23 protein-coding genes are annotated in these 22,325 nt (G+C 40.7%); 10 read left to right on the top strand and 13 right to left on the bottom strand.

Translation table 11 applies throughout. The features are described 5' to 3' along the window. Positions 1-99 precede the first annotated feature (99 nt). Positions 100-1,536, top strand: a complete 1,437-nt coding sequence (locus B2O97_RS04250; protein ID WP_201639683.1) for a PLP-dependent aminotransferase family protein — start codon at positions 100-102, stop codon at positions 1,534-1,536. A gap of 300 nt (positions 1,537-1,836) precedes the next feature. Next, a complete protein-coding gene (locus B2O97_RS04245) occupies positions 1,837-2,835 on the top strand; it encodes a beta-ketoacyl-ACP synthase III (RefSeq protein ID WP_046673918.1) in 999 nt (332 codons plus the stop codon). A gap of 479 nt (positions 2,836-3,314) precedes the next feature. Here B2O97_RS04245 and B2O97_RS04240 read toward each other — a convergent pair whose 3' ends face one another. The 7 genes from B2O97_RS04240 to B2O97_RS04210 all read right to left on the bottom strand — a co-directional run bounded on the left by B2O97_RS04240 (position 3,315) and on the right by B2O97_RS04210 (position 9,603). Then, entirely contained in the window at positions 3,315-5,549 is a 2,235-nt protein-coding gene (locus tag B2O97_RS04240) for a multicopper oxidase family protein (protein ID WP_414711301.1), read from the bottom strand. A 52-nt stretch (positions 5,550-5,601) separates the two neighbouring features. Continuing rightward, positions 5,602-6,066, bottom strand: a complete 465-nt coding sequence (locus B2O97_RS04235; protein WP_286767005.1) for a DUF2231 domain-containing protein — start codon at positions 6,064-6,066, stop codon at positions 5,602-5,604. Positions 6,067-6,070: 4 nt separating this feature from the next. Further along, positions 6,071-6,733 carry a DUF3347 domain-containing protein gene (locus B2O97_RS04230; protein WP_286767004.1) on the bottom strand — a complete coding sequence of 221 codons (663 nt, stop codon included), beginning with the start codon at positions 6,731-6,733 and terminating at the stop codon, positions 6,071-6,073. A 12-nt stretch (positions 6,734-6,745) separates the two neighbouring features. After that, complete coding sequence (locus B2O97_RS04225; RefSeq protein WP_286752403.1) at positions 6,746-7,177, bottom strand: hypothetical protein; 432 nt, start codon at positions 7,175-7,177, stop codon at positions 6,746-6,748. An 11-nt stretch (positions 7,178-7,188) separates the two neighbouring features. Further along, positions 7,189-8,070: a DUF3347 domain-containing protein gene (locus B2O97_RS04220; RefSeq protein WP_286767003.1), complete on the bottom strand. Its 882-nt coding sequence runs from the start codon at positions 8,068-8,070 to the stop codon at positions 7,189-7,191. A 175-nt stretch (positions 8,071-8,245) separates the two neighbouring features. Beyond that, positions 8,246-8,650 (bottom strand): hypothetical protein, encoded by a 405-nt coding sequence (locus B2O97_RS04215; RefSeq protein WP_286767002.1) that lies wholly within the window; start codon positions 8,648-8,650, stop codon positions 8,246-8,248. 146 nt (positions 8,651-8,796) lie between these two features. Further along, entirely contained in the window at positions 8,797-9,603 is an 807-nt protein-coding gene (locus tag B2O97_RS04210) for an alpha/beta hydrolase (protein WP_046673912.1), read from the bottom strand. Positions 9,604-9,782: 179 nt separating this feature from the next. Here B2O97_RS04210 and B2O97_RS04205 point away from each other — a divergent pair, with 179 nt between their 5' ends. The 3 genes from B2O97_RS04205 (at position 9,783) to B2O97_RS04195 (ending at position 11,360) form a co-directional block, all read left to right on the top strand. Then, positions 9,783-10,226 (top strand): SRPBCC domain-containing protein, encoded by a 444-nt coding sequence (locus B2O97_RS04205; RefSeq protein ID WP_286767001.1) that lies wholly within the window; start codon positions 9,783-9,785, stop codon positions 10,224-10,226. Between the two features lie 158 nt (positions 10,227-10,384). Beyond that, positions 10,385-10,843, top strand: coding sequence for a MaoC family dehydratase (locus tag B2O97_RS04200; RefSeq protein WP_046673910.1), 459 nt, complete (start codon positions 10,385-10,387; stop codon positions 10,841-10,843). Between the two features lie 40 nt (positions 10,844-10,883). After that, positions 10,884-11,360, top strand: a complete 477-nt coding sequence (locus tag B2O97_RS04195) for a GNAT family N-acetyltransferase (protein ID WP_286767000.1) — start codon at positions 10,884-10,886, stop codon at positions 11,358-11,360. Here B2O97_RS04195 and B2O97_RS04190 read toward each other — a convergent pair. Beyond that, entirely contained in the window at positions 11,288-12,319 is a 1,032-nt protein-coding gene (locus B2O97_RS04190) for a YeiH family protein (protein WP_286766999.1), read from the bottom strand. The two genes, B2O97_RS04195 and B2O97_RS04190, sit on opposite strands and share 73 nt — an antisense overlap. 242 nt (positions 12,320-12,561) lie before the next feature. On the opposite strand from B2O97_RS04190, the gene B2O97_RS04185 reads away from it, so the two are divergent. Beyond that, positions 12,562-12,921 (top strand): bleomycin resistance protein, encoded by a 360-nt coding sequence (locus B2O97_RS04185; protein ID WP_046673907.1) that lies wholly within the window; start codon positions 12,562-12,564, stop codon positions 12,919-12,921. A 76-nt stretch (positions 12,922-12,997) separates the two neighbouring features. Here the strand turns inward: B2O97_RS04185 and cysM are convergent, their stop codons facing one another. The 4 genes from cysM to B2O97_RS04165 form a co-directional block, all read right to left on the bottom strand. Next, entirely contained in the window at positions 12,998-13,870 is an 873-nt protein-coding gene (gene cysM / locus B2O97_RS04180; protein ID WP_286766998.1) for a cysteine synthase CysM, read from the bottom strand. Positions 13,871-13,875: 5 nt separating this feature from the next. Further along, positions 13,876-14,685 carry a serine O-acetyltransferase gene (locus B2O97_RS04175; protein ID WP_046673905.1) on the bottom strand — a complete coding sequence of 270 codons (810 nt, stop codon included), beginning with the start codon at positions 14,683-14,685 and terminating at the stop codon, positions 13,876-13,878. Positions 14,686-14,805: 120 nt separating this feature from the next. Further along, entirely contained in the window at positions 14,806-15,189 is a 384-nt protein-coding gene (locus B2O97_RS04170; RefSeq protein WP_070564732.1) for a DUF3037 domain-containing protein, read from the bottom strand. Further along, positions 15,167-15,964: a HipA family kinase gene (locus B2O97_RS04165; RefSeq protein ID WP_046673903.1), complete on the bottom strand. Its 798-nt coding sequence runs from the start codon at positions 15,962-15,964 to the stop codon at positions 15,167-15,169. Before B2O97_RS04165 ends, B2O97_RS04170 begins: the two co-directional genes overlap by 23 nt. Positions 15,965-16,266: 302 nt before the next feature. Here B2O97_RS04165 and B2O97_RS04160 point away from each other — a divergent pair, with 302 nt between their 5' ends. The 4 genes from B2O97_RS04160 to B2O97_RS04145 are packed head-to-tail and all read left to right on the top strand — an operon-like array spanning position 16,267 to position 19,464. Then, positions 16,267-16,809 carry a DUF1599 domain-containing protein gene (locus tag B2O97_RS04160; protein ID WP_046673902.1) on the top strand — a complete coding sequence of 181 codons (543 nt, stop codon included), beginning with the start codon at positions 16,267-16,269 and terminating at the stop codon, positions 16,807-16,809. A gap of 7 nt (positions 16,810-16,816) precedes the next feature. Then, positions 16,817-18,001 carry a BT_3928 family protein gene (locus B2O97_RS04155; protein ID WP_286766997.1) on the top strand — a complete coding sequence of 395 codons (1,185 nt, stop codon included), beginning with the start codon at positions 16,817-16,819 and terminating at the stop codon, positions 17,999-18,001. A gap of 5 nt (positions 18,002-18,006) precedes the next feature. After that, positions 18,007-18,522, top strand: a complete 516-nt coding sequence (locus tag B2O97_RS04150; RefSeq protein ID WP_046673900.1) for a shikimate kinase — start codon at positions 18,007-18,009, stop codon at positions 18,520-18,522. Positions 18,523-18,525: 3 nt separating this feature from the next. Beyond that, positions 18,526-19,464, top strand: coding sequence for a glycerophosphodiester phosphodiesterase family protein (locus tag B2O97_RS04145; protein ID WP_115049646.1), 939 nt, complete (start codon positions 18,526-18,528; stop codon positions 19,462-19,464). 145 nt (positions 19,465-19,609) lie between these two features. On the opposite strand, the gene B2O97_RS04140 is transcribed toward B2O97_RS04145, so the two are convergent. Beyond that, complete coding sequence (locus B2O97_RS04140; RefSeq protein ID WP_286766996.1) at positions 19,610-22,132, bottom strand: cation-translocating P-type ATPase; 2,523 nt, start codon at positions 22,130-22,132, stop codon at positions 19,610-19,612. Between the last annotated feature and the right edge of the window lie 193 nt (positions 22,133-22,325).

Below are 22,325 nucleotides of genomic sequence, written 5' to 3'. Positions count from 1 at the left end.
AATAGAATAGCGCAGCACTGATCATGCATCATCTATCCGATGTATTTTAATCCTGCAGAACAATTGTATATTTGAACAATTACCCGATACAATAGCCTCATGCTTAGACCTTGGAATTTAACGATAGATATTGACAGATCCTCTTCAAAAGCGATTTACATCCAAATAGCGGATAACATTGCTGCTGATATACAATCTGGTCGATTGGCGAAAGGAACGGCCTTACCCAGTAGCAGATCTCTTGCAGCCCAACTAAAATTAAACCGAAACACGGTAATTGATGCCATACAGTTGCTGTTGAGCGAAGGCTGGCTGGTTAGTCAGGCACGTAGAGGTATATTTGTAGCGGCTCAATTACCTTATGGCTCTAACCTATATGTTGCACAAAAGATCGAATTATCTGATCATCAAGCCCCCACACGTATTATATTCGATGATGGTAATCCAGACAGCAAGATTGCCCCGATAGAACAGCTCGGACGGGCCTATCGTCAAATTTTTAAACGCAGCGCACGTTGGAAAATGATGGGCTATGCCGATCCCCGAGGACATCTTGATTTTCGGGAAGAAATCGCCAATATGCTCAACATCGAGCGCAACATGCACATTGATAAAAATAACCTATGCATCAGTCGTGGAAGTCAAATGGCCATGTACCTGGTCGCCCAATGCCTATTACGGCACGATGATTATATCTTTGTGGAGTCCCCTGGATACCATTCAGCCTGGAAAATCTTTGAAAAAGCTGGTGCGCGATTGATTCCTATCCCTGTCGATACCGATGGTCTTATCGTTGATGAACTTCTCCCACATTTATTGAAAAAAAGCAATATTAGGGCACTGTATCTTACTCCACATCGACAATATCCAACCACTGTGACCTTAAGCAAAGAACGGCGATCACAATTAATAGCATTATCCAACCAACATAACTTCACGATCATTGAGGATGATTACGATTACGAATTTCATTTTGAACAAGCGCCCTATTACCCACTCGCTTCACAGCAGGAACTGATCAATACTGTTTACATTGGTACACTCAGCAAAGTTGTTGCACCAGCACTCCGTATCGGTTATCTGGCGACAAGAAACGAGCAGCTACTCCAGCAGGTTACCGAACTTCGCTACATCATCGATATACAAGGTGACAATATTATGGAGCAAGCTGTCCTGGAACTCATTCAGGATGGAACAATTCGTAGACATATCCGAAAAGCAACGCTGCTTTACAAAAAGAAACGTGATTTCATGATCGCCCAAGTAGACAAATATCTGCAGGATCATGTGAGCTATACTTCTCCACAAGGAGGATTGGCGGTTTGGCTATCATTTAAACATCAGATCGACTGGGCATTTTTATCCCAAAAATTAAGGGAAAGATCAGTCCATATACCGCATCCCGAAAACTACAGCAGAGAAAATATTTTTGGTGGAATACGACTTGGTTATGGATCCTTATCTGAGGAATTGATCGAGGAAGGAATCATCATTTTAGCTGAACTTTTGGAACAGGCGAAACGCTCCTTCCGATGATTTGAAACACAAAAAGCAACTAGACTATTTTGCGAATTGGACGAACATAGTTAGATTAATATTTCGTAAAAACAGGCGCATTCAATATTTAATTCCGCATCATAAAGACCGATTAAAAGATTAGTATAGACAATATGTAAAAAACAGTTAAAAGTGTTGGCAAAACGTAATTTTTTGCCATAAATCATTTTTTTCGCTTATTAATCGCATAAATTAACCGTAGTTTTACGGCGCAAAAAACACACGAGTCATTCCTAATAGGATAGCTATAATAAGAGAGAGAATAGAGTACATTAATTTATGACTGAGAGAATACCCAGCAGACCGTATGCAGCAATTACTGGTATTGGCGGATATATTCCACCGAATAAGAGATCAAATACAGATTTGGAGCAGTTTTGCGATACATCCGATGAATGGATTATCAAACGTACAGGTATTAAGGAGCGGAGAATTTTAGAAGAAAATCTTGCCACATCAGACATGGCTGTAAAAGCTATACAAGATTTGGCAACACAATATCATAAAAATCTGAACGATGTAGATGCGTTAATTGTAGCGACTTCTACACCCGATATGCCAATGCCGGCAACAGCAAATATCATTTTAGAAAAATTAGGTCTTACCAATGTTTGGGCTTTTGATGTCAACGCTGCTTGCTCTGGGTTTTTATATGCCTTAGACATGGCTTCAGCTCTCGTTGAGACAGGCCGTTATAAAAATGTACTCGTAGTAGGTGCTGACAACATCAGTACTTATGTCGATTTAAAAGATCGTTCGACCAATATTCTTTTTGGTGATGGCGCTGGTGTGATATGGCTTGAGCCATCTTTGGAAGGTGGAATTATGGATGCCTATCTATGTAGCAATGGCGCGGGAAAAGAATTCTTAAAAATCGAAGCCGGCGGTTCTTTGTATCCAATCGACAGTAATCTTCCTGTCAACGACAACAGATTCCTGAAACAAGATGGCAAAACTGTATTTAGACATGCTGTTCAGTCTATGAGCGACGCCTGTAATACGGTTTTACAACGCAACAACCTACAGATTGAAGATATCAACTGGTTAATTCCACATCAGGCTAATCAGCGCATCATTGATGCCGTTGGGCGTAGTCTGAATATACCAGAAGACAGAGCATTAAGTAATATCGAATACCTAGGAAATACCATTGCTGCCACGATCCCGTTGTGTATCTGGCAGAATATTAAAAAATTAAATACCGGTGATTTAGTCATGTTAACCGCCTTTGGTGCAGGTTTCTCTTGGGGAGCCAGCATATTTAAATGGATGATTTAAGCGATCAAAAACTTTAGTCGTCATAAAATTCACACTAGTATAAAACGCCAGGAATAAACCTTTTCTGGCGTTTTTCTTTCTTTCCATCTACCAAAACCAGATTCGCCATCCCCCAATAAGAATTGATCTATCTTCCTTTTATAGGCAGAGTAGCGGAGAAAGGAATACGCTAGCGGGGAAAGCACTAAGCTAGCGATAACCCGAAGGGCAAAACATGAAAATACATTGTAGACAAGGCTTACATAACAAGTTATTTTTATATTCAATAATAGGGAGTTTATAGGGACCTTATTCGGACCTTATAGGGACCTCATTCGGATGAACGCGGCTAAAGTCCGATTTATCTCCCAATAATCTACCAATAAAATCAGGATTATTTCATAAACAGTACGCCACTTATCCACTCTTTTTATAGCACAAAAAAAAGGGGCTTTGCGATGCAAAGCCCCCTTTAAAAATCCAATATAAAATCTACGTTTTTAATAATTTAATGACAAGCCCACACCAAAGCCCATATCGCTATCATAATGTGTTCTAAAAGCCATATTTTTGGTGATGACATAATTTAGTCCAGCCATATATTCAAGGTCTGAGTTGATCATAAAATCGCCACGGATCCTTCTAGCGATCGGGATATCCTCACGCATAAGCTGCAATCGCACAATTCCATCGTGATACACCTCTGCCTGAAAATTGACCAACATGGGTAAAGTATACATAAAACCCATACTTAAAGCTTTGCGACTATCTTTTTTATTGGCCTGTCCAAAAATATTTTTCTCATGTTCATCCTCACCCATTCGACGATAACGATAATCAAAACCTACAAATGGCATAAACCATTGCATCTTCCCAAAGTATCTACCCAAGTGGGTTTCCACTTCATAACCGTGCATATCATTATACCCCAAACGCCATTCTGAACCAAGCTGCCAGCGTGCATTCTGAAACATTGCCTGACCGTCATTTCCATTGGTAGCGAAATCATTTTGCGCCATGAAATGAGTCATATTACTTTCCATCTGCAGCTCCTTATAGGCTTTAGCTTTATCTGGAAGATAGGGATTTTTATAATCGTCCACAGCAAAAACCCGGTTCATCCCCGCCATCATATGATACAGGATATGGCAATGAAAAAACCAGTCTCCTTCTTCATTCGCTAAGAATTCGATCGTATCCGTCTCCATGGGCATGATATCCACCACATTTTTCAACGGCGCTTTTGATCCTTTTCCATTTAACAATCTAAAGTCAAAGCCATGCAGATGTATTGGATGACGCATCATTGAGTTATTATAGATGGTAATGCGCAATACCTCGCCCTTTTTTACAGGTATCTTATCCGTTTCAGAAAGAATTTTATTGTCCATGCTCCATACATAACGGCTCATATTTCCCGTAAGGGTAAATTTGAGATCTCGTATCGGCGCTTCTTTAGGTAGTTCAGTAGCTTGAGGAGACTCCAGCATCGCATAGTTGAGCGTGACAATATCGCCTAATGCATTGGCATTATAACGATTGGGATCTTCGTCCATGTTCATTTGTCCATGATTCATACCGCTATGTTTACTGTGATCTTCTTTTTTCTTTCCATCACCTGTGATTTCGGGATACATCACCACATTCATATCCATCTGGTTCAGGCTCATCTTCATGCCCATATCATTGAGATCACCATTCATCTTCATCATATCGTTCATCATCTTCATGCCCTCAAAATATTTAAGGCGGGGAAGCGGGGAAATCAATTGTTTAATACCATTTCCGACAAAATAACTGGCAGATTGTGTTCGATCTTCTGTTGTTGCCATGAATTCGTAAGCTGTACCTTCATTTGGTATGGTTACAACGACATCATAAGTCTCCGATACCGCAATCATTAATCGATCGACCTCCACCGGAACCACATCATTCCCATCATTGGCAACAACGGTAATTTTGCCACCTGCATAGCGCAGCCAAAAATAAGACGAAGCACCGCCATTGGAAATTCGTAAACGCACTTTATCTCCTGCTTTCAAAGCTTTACCATTCACCGACTTTAAATCCGTGGAATGAGCCCCGTTCATCAACACCTTATCATAATAGACATCACTGACATCCATCGCCAGCTGACGTTTCCATTCATTCGTGACTTTCGTCTTAAACTTCCCTTCTTTAATTGCTTCGACGTACGATTGTGTAGACCCTTTTTTTATCGCGGCCCAATCGTTGGCCGTGTGTAGCATTCGCTGAATGTTATCGGGGTTATAATTTGTCCATTCACTTAATATGACCGGAATCGTGGGTAAATCATCAATTCCTTTTCGGAAAGTCTTATCATCTGCACGCTTGTTGAGAATAAGGCTACCATACATACCGATCTGTTCCTGGAGGCCCGAATGCGAGTGATACCAATGTGTACCGTGTTGAATTATCGGAAAACGATAGGTATAAGTCGAATTCGGCTTTATAGGTTCCTGCGTCAGGTGTGGCACACCGTCTTCTTTGTTCGGCAGAAAAATACCGTGCCAGTGCAGCGAAGTACTTTCCTTTAACTCATTGTGAACAACAATTTCCGCCGTATCTCCTTCAGTAAAAGTCAGGGTCGGCATTGGAATCTGTCCGTTTACAGCTATTGCCCGTTTTGATTTGCCGGCATAATTGACAATGGTATCCCGTACATAAAGGTCATGACGAACCACCTTCTGGGCCAGCACTGTCAGTTGTGTCATCAATAGTAAGACAACCGTTAATATATTACTCTTTTTATACATGTTCATTCATTTAATTCATTAGTATTCCATTTCCCATCGGTCCTACGCCATATTGGTAGACCAGTCTAGCACCGTGATGCCCTGTGATAAATAGTGTCACCGATAAACTGATCAACAAAATCAATATCAAATAGTTTATCCAAGCACCTGTATCTTTTCGCAATCCAACAAAATGCAGGACTGTAGTGCTACTTGCAATCCAAAAGCTGATCCAGGCAAAACGTTGATGGATCTCAAAAAGCGCGAAGGCCTTTTCATCTGCATCGCCTGAAATATGGGTTGCGGTCTGAATTGCAGCAAGAGCTCCAAGTGTTCCCAGTAATAACAATCCGAAAGTCAGCACAGTGAAAGTACGTCGATGTTTTTTTAACAATAAGGCACCTATATGACTAATCAAGGCCATCAGCAAGAGCACAATCGGAAAATGTACCAATAGCGGGTGTAAGCTGGGCAGTCCTTCGAATAAGCTTTTCATTGTATTATTGTATTGTTTCTACGATAGATCCACAGGTGGTCATTGATTGACCTAAATAAGGATTTTCAATTTTCTTTTGTGTACTCAACCAATTGGCTCCTTTTCCATCACGATACATCGGACAATGCTGATAATAGACTGGAGCTTCAGGTTTGACAGATTTCATCAACACATACATATTTTTGGAAAGGGTCACAAAGTGCTCTCGCTGATGTTCATTTTCCGTGATCCCAGCAATATGCTCTGTATCGAAAGCCAATTTCCGTTGGTATTCCTTCCAAAGTTTTCCTTGAACAGCATCTAATTGCTCGTTATTAAGTTTTGCAATGGCAGCCTGTATTCCTTTCGCTGCTGTCTGTGCAGCCGCGCCATTATCCTTAACCAATGCATCTTTCAGCGCGAAATAGGCGCTGTATAAGCCTGCAAAAGGATTGCTAGCTGCTGTTACATCAACTTTCCCCGCCGATGGTTCTATTTTTGCAGCTGTATTATTTACTCTGGCAGCCTCTTTAGTCAAAGCGCTATCGCCTTTGCTTTTGTCGACATTCGTCGTTGCGGTATCCGCAGCAACAGGGACCGTATGATCTGCATGTGTATTTTTCGATGTTGAATTGTTGCATGCAACGAATATCAATGCGATCGCCACAATTAGCATAAACTTTTTCATAATTACGTGAATTTATAGGTTTAGATTTTTAATATAATTTCGATAGTTTGTTTCGTTTTCAAAATAGGAAACTTCCCCTTGATCGCCGGTAATTGCAATGGAAGCCGTCGCCTTATCCACTTCTTTTTTTGAAAAAGGATCGATGGCTACACGTACCGCAGCTTCTTGCGGTATGCGCTTTTTACACATTTCACAGCAACCATAATAATCCTTACCCTCGTATCTGACCAGCAATTGTTTTTTCCCCATAAAAGCATCATTCACCATGCAAACTTGTGCTGTAGGGACGAGATCACCCACTTTATATTGAACTGACTGTACAGGCAAACTAATCGCCGGATCAGTCGAAGCTATTTGATCTTCAGCTTTGGTATTTGTTTGTGAACCGCTACAGGCCGTTAAAGACAATACAACAACCGATAGGATCGCTAGGAAATAATTCATAACACCGGCGATTAGTTTAACGTTTCTACTGTACTTCCACAACTAATCATTTGCGCACCAAAGAACGGGTTTTTCACGGCATTCTCCTTACTTAGCCAATGCGCTCCCTTGCCTTCACTAAACATAGGGCAATGCTGATAATAAATAGGTCCGTCCAATTTACTCACCTTCAGCAGCTCATACAACGCATTTGAAAGAGATGCAAAAGCCACACGTTGCTTAGCAACATCTTTATTTTTAGTTATACCTGTCGCATCGCTTGCCAGCTTATTCATCACCTTCATCCATACGGTATGTTCATCGTGGCTAAGTTTATTCATATCGACAGCTTTGACTGCTGCTTGAAATGCCTCGGCATGAGCCGCTGCCGCCACCGCATCTGTCTTCACCAATGCATCCTTTAGCGCAAAGTAAGAACTTGCCAACAGTGCAAATGCGGTCTTTTCATCAGCTGCTTTTGAGTTCACCGAAGGCTGAATTGTTGTTTGTACGCCCTGACGATGATTCGTATGATCGACCTGCTGTTCAGTATCATTTTTTAATGCTGGTTTTAGGACTCGTTCATATTGTTCAGCTTTTGCCAATTGAACATAAGCATCATCTGGAGCCAGAAATTTTTCATTGTCGAACCCTGCCAATGCAATGCGCTTAAGAACCTCATCCGCGCTTGTTTTTGACGAGTCGTAGGTAACAACCGCCAGTTTGGTTGCCTGATTCCAGTCAACTTTCGCAAATTGTCCGTCCCGACCTTCTTTTTCAATGATCGTTTTAACAGCCGGTGTATTTCCAAAAATCTTTACTGTCGCTGTCTTTGCATTTTTAATTTGTGCATGTGTATGTTGGGTGGATAGTAATACAGGGATTACCAAACCAAGTAATGACATTAATCTCATGATTATCATATGTAGTATATAAAAGAATACCGACGAAAAACCCTTCTACAGCGATTTACTGTATTTGCGTATTGAATCCGATAGATCCAAAGGGATTTTCATAAGCTAAAATAAAACGGGGCTTTGGATAGAGAAACCGATCCAAAAAGACATAGCATGGGCTATCAGTCTAACACTAAGCGATCTGAGGAGGTTGCCAAATGGAAAAATAGGCATCAGCGCAATAAGGCTGTTTATAGCGCGCATAAGCGCTTGATACATCAGCATATAAGGGTAAAATAAGCTGAGCTTCGATCACTGAAACAATAGGATTACATTGCAGAGAGGTACGGCATGATTTTTCGCCACAATGTTTACCACAGTCATCCGCATGATGATCTGACTTTGGTGATTCAGCTCTTTCATCTTTACAACAATCTGCTGTTTCGACGTCCTTTACCTGTTGTTTTTCATCAAGGCAACATGATTTTTCTTCCTGTTTTGGCTTTTCGGACGGTTCGTGGCAGGCAAATAACCTATACGGTGCTAAAAAAAGCCCCAGCATACAGATTATAAATACGATATTACGTTTTGCCCACATAACGGATTAATTTGAAAAAGTAGAGATGTGCTACTTTGGAGGTAAATTTCGGTAGAATTTTCAAATGTACAATTGTAATATTTTTTATTTTATTTATAATATTTTGATTTGCTGTATTTCCGATTCTCGGCCTGGCCGCATAAAAACTACTTTTCGAGTCCTTTGATCCAGTTCAGTATCAACAGGCAACCAGGCGCATACACTCCCCCATGATCAAACCCCTGTAGCTGATACAACGAGGTTCTGGTATGCCCTACCTGTTTTAAGACCGCTGCCAAATGGGCGTTTTCTTCAAACCGTGCCGCCATTTCCAATTGTTGGTCCCCAGTGATCAGGAGAATTGGCGGTGCATCTTTCCGTGCGAACGAAAGCGGTGCAAAATGATCAATCTGGGGGATCACCATGGATTGCCCACGTTCCTTTTTAATCGTGTAATGCGTATTTGTTTGCCCACTAATCGGTGCCAGCCCTTTTATATTATTTGCATCAACACCAAATTTTTGCAGGTAATGCTTATCCAAACCAACCATTAAAGCCAAATATCCGCCTGCTGAATGTCCTGACACATAAATTTTTGAAGGATCTCCGCCATAGTTTGCAATATGTGAAAATGTCCATGCAACAGCCTCAGCAGCATCTTCGATATAGCTCGGCGCTTTCGCTCTGGGGCTTAGCCTATAATTGACTGCTATAACCGCTACACCTTTCTCTTTAAGTTCAAGTGGAATAAATTTATTTCCCTCCTCTAGTCCGCCGCCATGAAACCATACGATGGTAGCAAAATTTTTACGATCAGTCGGGATATAGATATCCAATTTACAACGTTCTTTCTTATAAGAATCTGGTTCATCTGGTCTACAATAGGCAACGTCGGTTGTCGTTTTATAGTGCTGCGCAAACATCAAACTCGGTGAAAGCAGAAAAAAGAAGATAACAAGCAATTTGGAAGACATATAAATCGGATTTAAGTATTAAATAGCTTAAAGTTAACAAAACTCCATCAAAACCATTTGGTTGCGTTAAAATAAGTTTCAACTTTACACTTTTTATTATATATTGATAATTATCTGGCAATAGATATAACAAAACACAAATTTTCCTGTTATTAACTTAGAAAACATCATAACATTATATGGAACGGATAAAGATTGAAACCCATATCAACGTACGCGTAGAAACGATCTGGAATGCCTATAACTCGGCCGAGGATATCATGCAATGGAATCATGCTTCAGATGACTGGCACTGTACAAGTTCGATCAATGACTTACGTATTGGCGGAAAGTTCAAAAACCGAATGGAGGCAAAAGATGGATCTATGGGCTTTGATTTTGAAGGCAGCTATACCGCGCTTGAACCCTTTAAAAAAATAGCCTATGTTATGCCTGATGGTCGTCATGTTGAAATCAACTTCAATGCAAAAAAGTCTGCTACGGATATCACGATAATTTTTGATGCAGAAACGGAAAATCCTATTGATTTGCAACGTGATGGATGGAAGGCCATTCTCGAAAATTTCAGATCCTACGTTGAAAACACCTATGCAACGACACAGCTCGGGCAATCGCATGAATGACGATTGAGCTTAGCTTGTCTTTTCATGCGATCATCTTTTAAATAAAGGATATGCTTAGGATTCTTAAAAGTATAGTTATATTTAGCCACTAATTCGTCTCCCCCTTCTTCATAGAAAGCGGAGAACGATACCAACAAAACGCGATAAAAAGATTACATATGACAATAATTAACAATTATGAAGAGTACAAAGCCTTTGAAGGAAAATCATTAGGCGAATCCCAATGGCATGTTATTGATCAAAAACAAATTAATCAATTTGCGGATGCAACCCTTGACCACCAATGGATTCATTTAGATAGTGAAAAGGCCAAAACTGATAGTCCTTTCAAATCGACTATTGCTCATGGCTATCTGACCTTGTCCCTCATTCCTTATTTATGGAAACAAATTGCTGAAGTAAGAAATGTCAAAATGGAAATCAATTATGGGATTGAAAACCTACGTTTTGCACAACCCGTTTTGGTTGACAATGCTGTACAGCTCCATACACAAGTAAAATCGGTTGTCAATTTGAGAGGGGTTGTCAAAGTTACCATCGAAGCTACATTGAAAATCAAAGATAGTGCAAAACCGGCGTACGTGGGTGATGTGATCTTCTTATATCATTTCAATTAATTCCCATCTTAGACTATAGGCCATTAGCGAATTCTTATACATGCGCAATAGCTTTCAAATAAAACTTGTTACAAATCATAAGGAATATCCTTATGATTTGTTGCTTTTAGCAGACGAAACCATTCATGCAATTGACAAATACCTCTATGAATCGCTAGTTTATGTTGTCTATGAAACGGTAAAACCGATCGCTGTTTTCTGTTTATATCCCGTCAATACAGAGACATTAGAGATTAAAAACATTGCCGTATCACCAGCGTATCAAGGCATGGGGCTCGGAAGTCAACTACTTGATTTTATCAAGAAAAACTACCGGCAATACCCGAACCTGATTGTAGGTACTGCAGATTGTGGCCTGGCCCAAATTCGCTTTTATGAACGAAATGGCTTTGTTAAATACGCCATCCGTAAAGATTTTTTCATTGAAAATTATGAGCTGCCTATTTATGAAAATGGCCAGTTGTTGAAAGATATGATAATGCTGCGGTATACGTTAAATCCCAAGAGACAAAAATAGATATAGATGAGTACTGGTATTGATAATCCCAACCACAGCACTACCCCCTGTAGTATTGCTTTAAAACCTACTGCCAACAAGACCTCCCTCGACAAACTTGCTCCAATTAAAAACAACGTTAAGGTAAGCCCCATCTTTGAAATAGAAACCACATAGCCTCCTATATACTGAAAAAAAGGGATATAACTTGTTAAGATAACCGCCAATACAAAGAGACCAATAAAATACGGTATTTTAATTCTTGTCCCTTTGGTTTTGAATGCTACAGCACTCAAACAGGCAATTGGAATAATCCATAACGCTCTGGTCAATTTTACGGTTGTCGCAACCTGTAGTGCTTCATTACCGTACTTACTTGCCGCACCAACGACAGAACTGGTATCCTGTATGGCAACCGCACACCATAAACCAAATTGCGTCTGGCTGAGATCAAGCAAATGACCGACGACAGGAAATACAAATAAAGCAATGGCATTAAGTACAAATATGGTCACTAAAGCCACACTTACTTGCTTTTCATTGGCTTTTATCGTCGGTGAAACCGCAGCAATGGCACTTCCTCCACAAATGGCAGTGCCGACAGAAATCAAATAAGCGGTCACCTTTTCCAATTTGAGTAACCTACCCAATAGATAGCCCAATGATAATGTTCCGAGAATAGAAATAACGGTTAACACAAACCCCTGCTTACCCGTTTGAATAGCTGTATCGATATTCATTCCAAATCCAAGTCCAACCACAGAAATCTGTAACAAAATCTGTGTTGCCCTGTGATTGACTGCCAGAAAGGGATGGCCAATCCATTGCGCTACAATAATACCCAAAAGTAAGGCAAGAGGGGCCGACACAAATGGGGTAAGACATAATACAAATAAGAGTATAAAAATGATTTCCCGAACGGAGACCTTTCGATTGAGCAGCTGCTTATAACGAATTGTCGTATTTATTTTTTTGTCCATGACAATGATGCTTTGATTTGGCACAAAATTGAATAACTCTCAATTATTTTAAAAGACACAATTACAAATAAGTCATAACAATTGGTTATAACAGACAACTGCATTTTAACCAAAATAATTAAAGGATACGCTATTAAAATGAAAGAATCCTTCCCATTAGAACATTAAAATATTACGATAAATGATTATATTTCAACGAGGTTATTCATAGGAATTAAACTTGACTTAATAATTATATACCGATGACACTGACAGCCATTCATCCCAAACTGCCCATGCGCAACAAAACCATCACAAAAGATTTTTATCTACATAAACTTGGATTTTCATTATGTGGAGCAGTCGATTACGAAGGTTACCTGATGCTAAAAAAAGACCATATTGAAATTCATTTTTTTGAATTCCAAGAACTTCCACCAGAAGAAAATTATGGTATGGTTTATATACGCACAGACGACATTGATTGTCTGTATCAGTCTTTTCAAGAAAATCACGTTGAGATTCACCCCAATGGCAAACTTGAGATTAAGCCCTGGGGTCAGCGGGAGTTTTCGATTTTAGATCCCGACAGCAATCTACTCACCTTTGGCGCCGATGCTTAAATAGCGAAAAGCCCACTAAAGATTGCTAAAAATCAGCAAAGATCCATAGTGGGCTTGGTATTGTTCGTATGGGTTCTTAGCCAAAAAGGTCTGAACTCAAATAGCGGTCACCTCGGTCACAGGCAATAAATACAATAAGGCCTTCGTCGATTTCATTTGCAATTTTAAGTGCTCCTGCAAAAGCTCCACCGGTGCTCATTCCTGCAAAAACCCCTTCACGCTTAACAAGTTCCCGGGCAAGCGCTGTTGCCTCCTGTTGGGATATATCGATAACGCGATCTACCCTGCTTGGATCAAAAATCTTAGGCAGATAGGCTTCGGGCCAACGCCGTATGCCTGGTATGGAAGATTCAGGAGTGGGCTGACAGCCTATGATCTGAATGGCTGCATTTTTTTCCTTCAAATAGATGGAATTTCCCATAATTGTCCCCGTAGTCCCCATGGCGCTTACAAAATGTGTAATCTTCCCCGCAGTATCACGCCAGATTTCAGGTCCCGTTGTTTTGATATGTGCTTCGTAGTTATCTGGATTTGCAAATTGATTCAATATAAAAAAGCCTTCTTTTTCGGCCTTTTCTTCTGCATAATCGCGACATATTTCCATGGATTCCAATAAAGTAACTTTCGCCCCGTAAGCCTCCATCGTAAGCGTTCGCTCCCGCGTTGAAGAAGCTGGCATCACAAGCTCGAGGTTTAGTCCATATATACCGGCGATCATAGCAAGTGCGATCCCCGTATTACCGCTCGTTGCCTCGATCAATTTACTATCTTTTGTAATATCGCCCCGCTCCATCGCCGAACGGATCATATTGAGTGCTGCACGATCTTTCACCGAGCCCGCAGGATTATTGCCCTCCATTTTTGCAAAGATCCGCACCTTGGGATTTGTATGAAATTGTGTAATCTCGACTAAGGGTGTATTTCCTATGGTATCTATGATATTTCCCATGGTATCTATATTATTGGTTTTGAATCTATAAATTTTGATGTAGCCTGATGGTATACGGTGGTGTAAGGCTCGACAGAACTTGTCAACCAGACATTCCCGCCAATGACCGAATGATGGCCAATGTGTGTTTCGCCGCCCAGGATTGTGGCTCCAGAGTAGATAATAACATGATCGCCAATTGTCGGGTGGCGTTTTACATTGGAAAACACCTTATCCACACTCAGGGCCCCCAGGGTTACACCCTGATAAAGTTTCACATAATTACCGATGGTGCAGGTTTCACCGATAACCAATCCGGTGCCATGGTCAATATGCAGATGATGGCCTATTGTTGCTCCAGGATGGATATCAATTCCCGTTTTGGAATGCGCATGTTCTGTCAATATGCGCGGTATCAAAGGAACACCCAGGCGATGTAGTTCGTTCGCCATCCGGAAAATACAGATCGCAAAGAAACCGGGATAAGTACGTACAACTTCTCTTTTATTCTGTGCTGCAGGATCGCCATCCATCAATGCATCTGCATCCCAGCACATCAATTCATAAAGTTGTGGAATCCGTTCAAAAAACTGGTGCGCTACTTCCGAGTGATTGCAGCTTTGACAAGCTTTGGATTTGCTCAGGAGCTGCTCAAGCTCCAATTCAAATTGTTCAAAAGCGAGCTTCACATCATCGACCGATTTCATCTCGCTAGAATTTCGTTCGGGGAAGAGCACATCCACAATTCGGATAGCCCAGCCGCAGATCTTCTTGTTAGAAGGCATTTCTAGAACAGCCAATTGCTGTTCATAGATATGTTGATAAAAATCATGCATCTTCACTAGTTTATTAAAACAAATATACTATACAATATTGATAGATTAAGCCTTATTATCAAAACTTAGCCCCATTGCCGATCATTGAGTTCATTTGATGAGCAGAGCATATCTTTTAGCTTAGCGAACCAAGCGTTCAAACAGCTCGTTCAATGTTGTTTCGGGATCCTCACATAATCCGGGGTGTGATGCCGAGCATTGAATCAGGGTACTCCGCTTCGCTGTGAGCCAACGAAACCGTTCAGTGATATCTAACTCGGCAAGTTTACCGGCATCTTTTTCGCCGTGGCAGATTCGCTGGAAGGAAGACAGATGATTTTCGATCAACTCCAACTCGATATTCGGGCAAAGAGCACGCACCTTTTGTTCATTGACCAGATAAACCATCTTCGCAAAACGATACTTACGACAATAAAGAGCTACGCCTACATTGATAAATTCCTCTCGCTCCACTCGTGGTATCAAACGTACCACAGCATACTCATATACGGTCTTTTCTGGCATCTTCTATTTGTTTTACAAAAATGGATGAATTGGCTACACGCTGTTTCAGGAAAGAAACATACACTTCGCGCGCATCGGCCGCAGAGAGCTCACGTTCGGCATCTTCCAGCCATTCATCGGGTACCACCGCCAATATTCCACGAAATACCGCTTCCGTAAAAACGGAACGATATTCCTGATCTATTTTCTCCACCATACTCGCATTTTTGAGCAGTACGTGATCTTTAATCTGAACAAATGGTTTTAGGGATTGTTCTTCCCAGTTATCCCAACTGTGATGAAAATATAAGGAAGCGCCGTGATCTATCAACCAAAGTTCTTTATGCCATATCAGCATATTTGTATTCCGAACGGTACGGTCAACATTCATCAAGAGAGAATCCAACCAGACAATTTTCGAAGCTTCCTCCGCGCCGATGGCATCAACATTCGCATCAAATGTGATGGCTCCACTCAGAAAATGAAGTCCCAGGTTTTTGCCTACACTAAATTTGAGCAGATCCTGAATTTCTTCATCGGGTTCTGTACGGCCAAAGGATTCGTCCAGCTCCGCAAATACAATTTCGGGAACCCTCAATTTTAGCAATCTTGCTAGCTCTCCACCGATCAGTTCTGCGATCAATGCTTTTCGTCCCTGACCTGCCCCTCTAAATTTTATAACATAACTAAAGCCGTCATCGGCATCGACTAATGCGGGCAAAGACCCTCCTTCCCGAAATGGCTGAACATATCGGATGATCTCTACATCTCTAATAACAGGTTGTTTAAAATCCATGAATTATATTTTTACGATCTTCAAAGTTGGCAATACCATGCAAACTGATCAAACTTATCTAAAGTTACCTATATTTAAACGTTTGCAGCTATAGGAAACGAGAAATTCACGTCATGTACTTGCACAATGCCGCTACTCTTTGTCCCTGCGAACTATTAAGTGTGGTAATATCCAAAATTATTGCTTATATTTTAGCAATAAAGCACAAATTGTACATTCATTTGACCGTTGGAAGTATTATTTTCTAATTATATTTGTAGTGTAATCACAACTTGTCTCATCAAGTTTCTTCAATCAACGATATGGATACCATTCAGGAATATAACAATGTTATCAAACATTGTCAGGATTTATTTATTAAAAAAACAAAAGATTATGGAACGGCCTGGCGGATTATGCGCCTATCTTCCATTACAGACCAGATTTACATTAAAGCACAACGTATACGCACGCTAGAAATCAAAAAGGTTTCCAAAGTTGGCGAAGGCATTGTCGACGAATATATCGGTATTATCAATTACTGTGTCATGGCCATGATTCAGATTGATTTGGGTGAAGATGGTGAAGAAAATCTGGATCCAACTTTTGTGAATCAGAAATATACCGAAAAGGTTACCGAGACCAGAGATCTCATGCTTGCCAAAAACCACGATTATGGTGAAGCATGGCGCGATATGCGTGTTTCTTCCATGACAGATCTGATCTTGATGAAAATTCACCGCGTTAAACAAATTGAAGATAATGATGGGCAAACCCTTGTTTCTGAAGGCATCCATGCCAACTATCAAGATATGCTCAACTACGCAGTTTTTGCATTAATTAAATTAGGAATTGCACAACAATAATCGGATTATGACAGCCACACAGCAGCGTACCAAAACAAATTATCTTTTAGGATTTTGCCGGATTTTTACGGGACTTTTGTTCATATTCTCCGGTTTTATTAAAGCAAATGACCCGACAGGGTTTGGCTATAAGCTTCAGGAATACTTTGAGGTCTTTCATCTCACAGCTTTTAATGAATACGCCACTGCCATGGCCGTGGTGATATGTGGTTTTGAAATTTTGTTAGGCGCACTTTTATTACTTGGGGTTTATGCAAATACCGTTGCCTGGGGCCTGCTGCTGCTGATCCTGTTTTTCACCTTTCTAACCTTCTATTCGGCATTTTTTGAGGTCGTGACCTCATGTGGTTGTTTTGGCGATGCCATCCCCCTCACACCTTGGCAATCATTTTCTAAAGATCTGGTGCTCTTGGCCTTGATCCTTATTATATTTTTTAACCGAAAACAATTACGATCAATTATCAAAGGATCAGGCAATCAATTCGTTGCTACTTTGATTACAGCGATCATCTCCTTAGGTATTGGTGTTTACACCGTAAACTACCTCCCCTTTATTGATTTCTTACCCTACAAAGTTGGCAACAACTTACCTTCATTAATGGTATTACCTGAAGGCAAACAAGGCGATGTCTTTGAGCAAATCTATACCATGAAAAACAAAAAGACAGGCGAAACCAAAAAGGTCAATGACAAAGTCTATATGGCTGACAAGCTATGGGAAGATGAATCATGGGAAATTATAGGTGAGCCTGAGAGTAGATTAGTAAAAAAAGGATATGACATCCCTATTCCTGATCTCTTAATTACAGACGCTGATGGTGCAGATCATACACAGGAAATCATTGCCAACCCGTATTATAACATTGTGATCGTTGCAAAAGATCTTTCTTCGACCAATATTGATGCTATCCAAAAGATCAATCAGACAGCCATTCAGTTAACAAAAGATTATAATGGACTGCGCGTTGTTCTATTGACTGCTTCTGCATCCAAAGACGCGCAATATCTGAGTGATAAAATGCAATTAATTGCGGAGATATTCTATGCCGATCTCATTCCTCTGAAAAGCATGGTGAGAGCAAATCCTGGTGTACTGCTCCTAAAAGGAGGCAACGTCGTCGGAAAATGGCACTATAATAATTTTCCGGATGCCAAAACCATTGAAGATAAATTTCTAAGTAAAGACAAATAGTACCTATGCCTAAACCTATATTTTTGATTGGTTATATGGGAAGTGGAAAAACTACCCTGGGTAAGAAACTTGCCACCAAACTCGAGCTCCCTTTCATCGACACTGATGAGGAAATCGTCAAACAAATTGGCATGAGCATTACCGAATATTTTAGTCAGCATGGTGAAGACGCCTTCCGGACATTAGAACGCGAGCAATTGCGTAAATTTGCGGAGAATGCTGCCGTAATATCTACGGGTGGTGGCGCCCCCTGTTTCTTTGATAACATGGAATGGATCAAGGCGAATGGTTATGCCGTCTACTTACAGATGTCGCCCAAAGCACTTTTTGACCGTCTTTCTCAATCTAAATTACACAAACGGCCCATTCTGATCGGAAAATCACCGGAGGAACTACGGCTATTTATTGAAGAAAAGTTGATCGAAAGAGAACCTTATTATACACAGGCACATTTGACGATTGACCAATTAAACACGAGTGTCGAGACACTGGCCGATCTGATTAATCAGTACAATAGATAGATAATGAATATACGTACCCCCCACTACTTCCTTTTATTGATCTGCTTTATCGTAAGCAGTTGCTTTCGTAATGGAGCCAATACGGATGGCTTGCCGGTGGGTAAACGTATACAGCTCCAAAATGTGGAGGAATTATATCAGTTTTTGACCTATGATGATAATCGTTATCCATTGGTCAGTTTGCATCGTGGGGGCCCCGCATCCGGATACCCGGAGAATGCAATCGAAACTTTTTCCTATAACGCGAGCTTACAGCCAGTCCTTGTTGAATGTGATGTTCGTATCAGTAAAGACTCAGCATTAATATTAATGCATGATAATACGCTAAACCGAACAACCACAGGTAGAGGGACTGTGAACGCCAGCACATTGGCTGAGCTCAAAAGTCTTCGTCTATTGGACAATAACAAAAAGATAACGCCCTATAGGATCCCTACGCTGGAAGAAGCACTTGCTTGGGGAAAAGGAAAGGTAATCTTCACCTTAGACATTAAAAATGATGTCCCTTATGAAGCCGTTATCAACGCTATTCGCAAACAAAGAGCAGAATCCAGCGTAGTCATCATTACGTATAGTGCCAACCAAGCGGCCAAAGTACACAGTCTGGCGAGCGACATCATGATTTCGGCTTCGGTCAATAACATTGAGGACCTTGCTCGTCTAAATGAAAAAGATATACCCGACAATCGCTTGTTAGCTTTCGTCGGAACACGTGAAGCAGATCCAGCATTAACCAAAATACTACATGACCATGGCATCATGTGCATATTGGGTACACTGGGGAACTTGGACAAACAGGCCGACAAAAAAGGCTTTCAAGTTTATGCTGGGTTTATTGATCGCGGCGCAGACATATTAAGTACAGATCGACCTACGGAAGCAGGGCGAGCGCTGAATTTCTACATCAAGAAAAGAGGAATTACTTCGAAATTTATTCAGTAAGACTGATAACATCATTTTTCCACCTCAAATCACTACAGAAATCATTTCGCCATCAAATATCGCACTTGAAACTGCATCGCATCATGAGCTTAGGCTGCCTCTCAGCTAATCGTTGTTAGTGTAAATTTCAAATCCTAATCTTATATTAAGATTTATCAGATTTTCTTTGAACTGAAATTCTCCGGATCAATTTATAAACCTCAAACCATAAAACGGATACTGCAGCCACGGACAGCGCTATTCCCAATTCATATCCACTTAGGGCTGTTACAGCAAAAAATTGGGCAACCGGAGCAACATATAATATCACCGCTAAAAATAGAAGCACAGCGATCGAAATCCCAACGAGCAGCAAGTTTCGGTTTTTAAAACTCTCCAGGATACTATAATGGAAAGATCGATTGGCATAACTCAGTAAAATATTGGCAAAGATTAAAGTAGCAAAAACCATAGCCCTTGTTTTTTCCTCGGTTCCCCCCTGCTGAACAGCAAATTGATAAACAAAAAGAATTCCTATGGTGATTATCAGGCCTTGAACAATGCTGATTCCAAGCTCATTTATACTCAAAAAAGTGTCGCTCATAGCTCTAGGAGGCCGCTTCATGGTATCCTTTTCAATAGGTTCATTTTCATATACAATCGAGCAAGTAGGCCCCATGACCAATTCGAGGAAAATCACATGCACAGGGCTAAAAATCTGCGGAAATACCCAGCCTAAAAACAAAGGGAGTGATACGGTCAAAATAATGGGGATATGAATAGAAATAATGTATTGAACCGCCTTCTTGATGTTTGCGTAAATCCTTCTTCCGGCGGCTATACCGATTATTAACTTTTGTAAATCGTCGTTTGTGATAATCAATACCGCGGCTGATTTTGCAATTTCAGTACCTTTATTGCCCATTGCCACGCCGATATGGGCTGCTTTTAATGCTGGGCCATCGTTCACCCCATCGCCAAGCATCGCCACGACCTCGCCTTTCTTTTTCAGGGCATTTACAATGGCCAGTTTAGCATCCGGAAACATTCTGGTAAATAGCGTTGTTTGCTCTGCTATCGCCATAATTTCAGCTTCGGACTTGTTTACGATTTCACTGCCATTGACCGGCGCAGACAAAATACGAATTCCGGCCTGAGCTGCTATTGCTTGAGTCGTATCGGCATTGTCGCCGGTAATCACATTGACTTTAATCCCCGCATCATAAATATCTTGAAACACGTCCTGAATACCCTTTTTGGGCGGATCATAAAATACCGTCAACCCTAAAAATTGGAACTCAAATTCCTGTTGATTCGCAGGGAAATTATTGCCTTCGAATGTCGCTTTCCCCACACCTAATAAGCGAAAACCCTGCGCTCCATAGGATTTAACAATAGCCCTAATTTTATTTTTCTCCTTATCGGACAGCTTGGATACGCTAAGTATAGCCTCCGGCGCCCCTTTGGCAGCAATAATCCGATCTTTTCCTGTATTTTCGAAAAGATGGGTCATCATCGGCGGTCTACCCTCTAAAGGATATTCATGAAATAGTGCATATTCCTTTCTGAGGTCCCGCTTTTGCGTTTTTTCATATATTTTATGTAACGTAATTTCCATGGGGTCGAAGGGCACAGGCTCACTGCTCCACATCGCATAATCGATAAGCTCTCTTAAATCGGATTCATCAAACCTTTCCTGATCATAAGATGAATCCGTAGCATAATTATAGAGGTATTTCAATTGCATGGAATTCTCTGTAATAGTCCCGGTCTTATCGGTACAAATCACCGTCGTACTGCCCAAAGTCTCAACAATACTGCTTCTTTTGATGATAATCCCCTCACGCATGAGCTTCCATGCGCCAAGCGCCATAAAAGTCGTAAATGCAACAGGAATCTCTTCTGGCAACACAGACATCGCCAACGTAAGTCCATTGAGCAAGCTCGCCACCAAATTACCACTATCAATAAAACTGTATATACATACGAATAAAAAAATGAGTATACCGACAATGGCCATTGCTTTTACAAACTTTTGGATTTGCACCTGCAATGGCGAAATTTCTTCTTTGATATTCTTTATCGATTCACCGATTTTCCCAACACGTGTCTCTTTACCGATTTCAGTAACTTCAAACACGGCCAGGCCCGAGACCGTAACTGTCCCACTGTAGACCAGATTATCCTCGGACTTACTGTCCTTAAAGACCGAAAAACTTTCCCCTGTCAGCGAAGATTCATTGACAGAAAAATCGTTACTATGTAAAATACGACCATCAGCGTTTATAATTCGACCTTCCTCTGTAATACAGAGATCGCCCACAACAATCTCATGTGTTGGAATTTCACTAACCTTCCCATTTCGAATCACAGTGCTTAATGGTTCATTCAGCTTTTCAAGTTCCTCCAGGGCTTTTTTGCTACGATTGTCCTGATAAAAGGAAATTGCCGTAACGGCAACAATAGCGACAAACATAAATACGGCCTCTCCGTAATTCCCCACAAAAACATAAATCATCGAGATGATAATCAATAGAATCAGCATAGGCTCCTTCAAAATATCCACAAGCAGTTCAAACCATGTATTCTTGTGGCTATCGCTCAATTGATTCCAACCATATTTAGCTCGGGAGGCATGCACCTCAGTTGCGGAAAGACCTTTCAGATTCTCGGGAATATTATATGACATATCGAATGAACTAGGTTGATTAAATATAATGAATAATTCTGGTATACAGGGATTAAAACATCTGTCAGCTATCGTCTCCCTTATCCGTAACATCATGTTACAATCTTTAATTTTCAGTCTTTACTTTTTGTAAAAAAGGAAGGATACAAAACTCATCAACAACAGATTAGCATAAAATTTACCTTCTACTGCT

Source organism: Sphingobacterium sp. UBA865 (assembly GCF_002295765.1).
GTDB lineage: Bacteria > Bacteroidota > Bacteroidia > Sphingobacteriales > Sphingobacteriaceae > Sphingobacterium > Sphingobacterium multivorum.
Note: the sequence above shows the minus strand (reverse complement) of the source record. Positions and strands in the feature narration are given on the sequence as shown.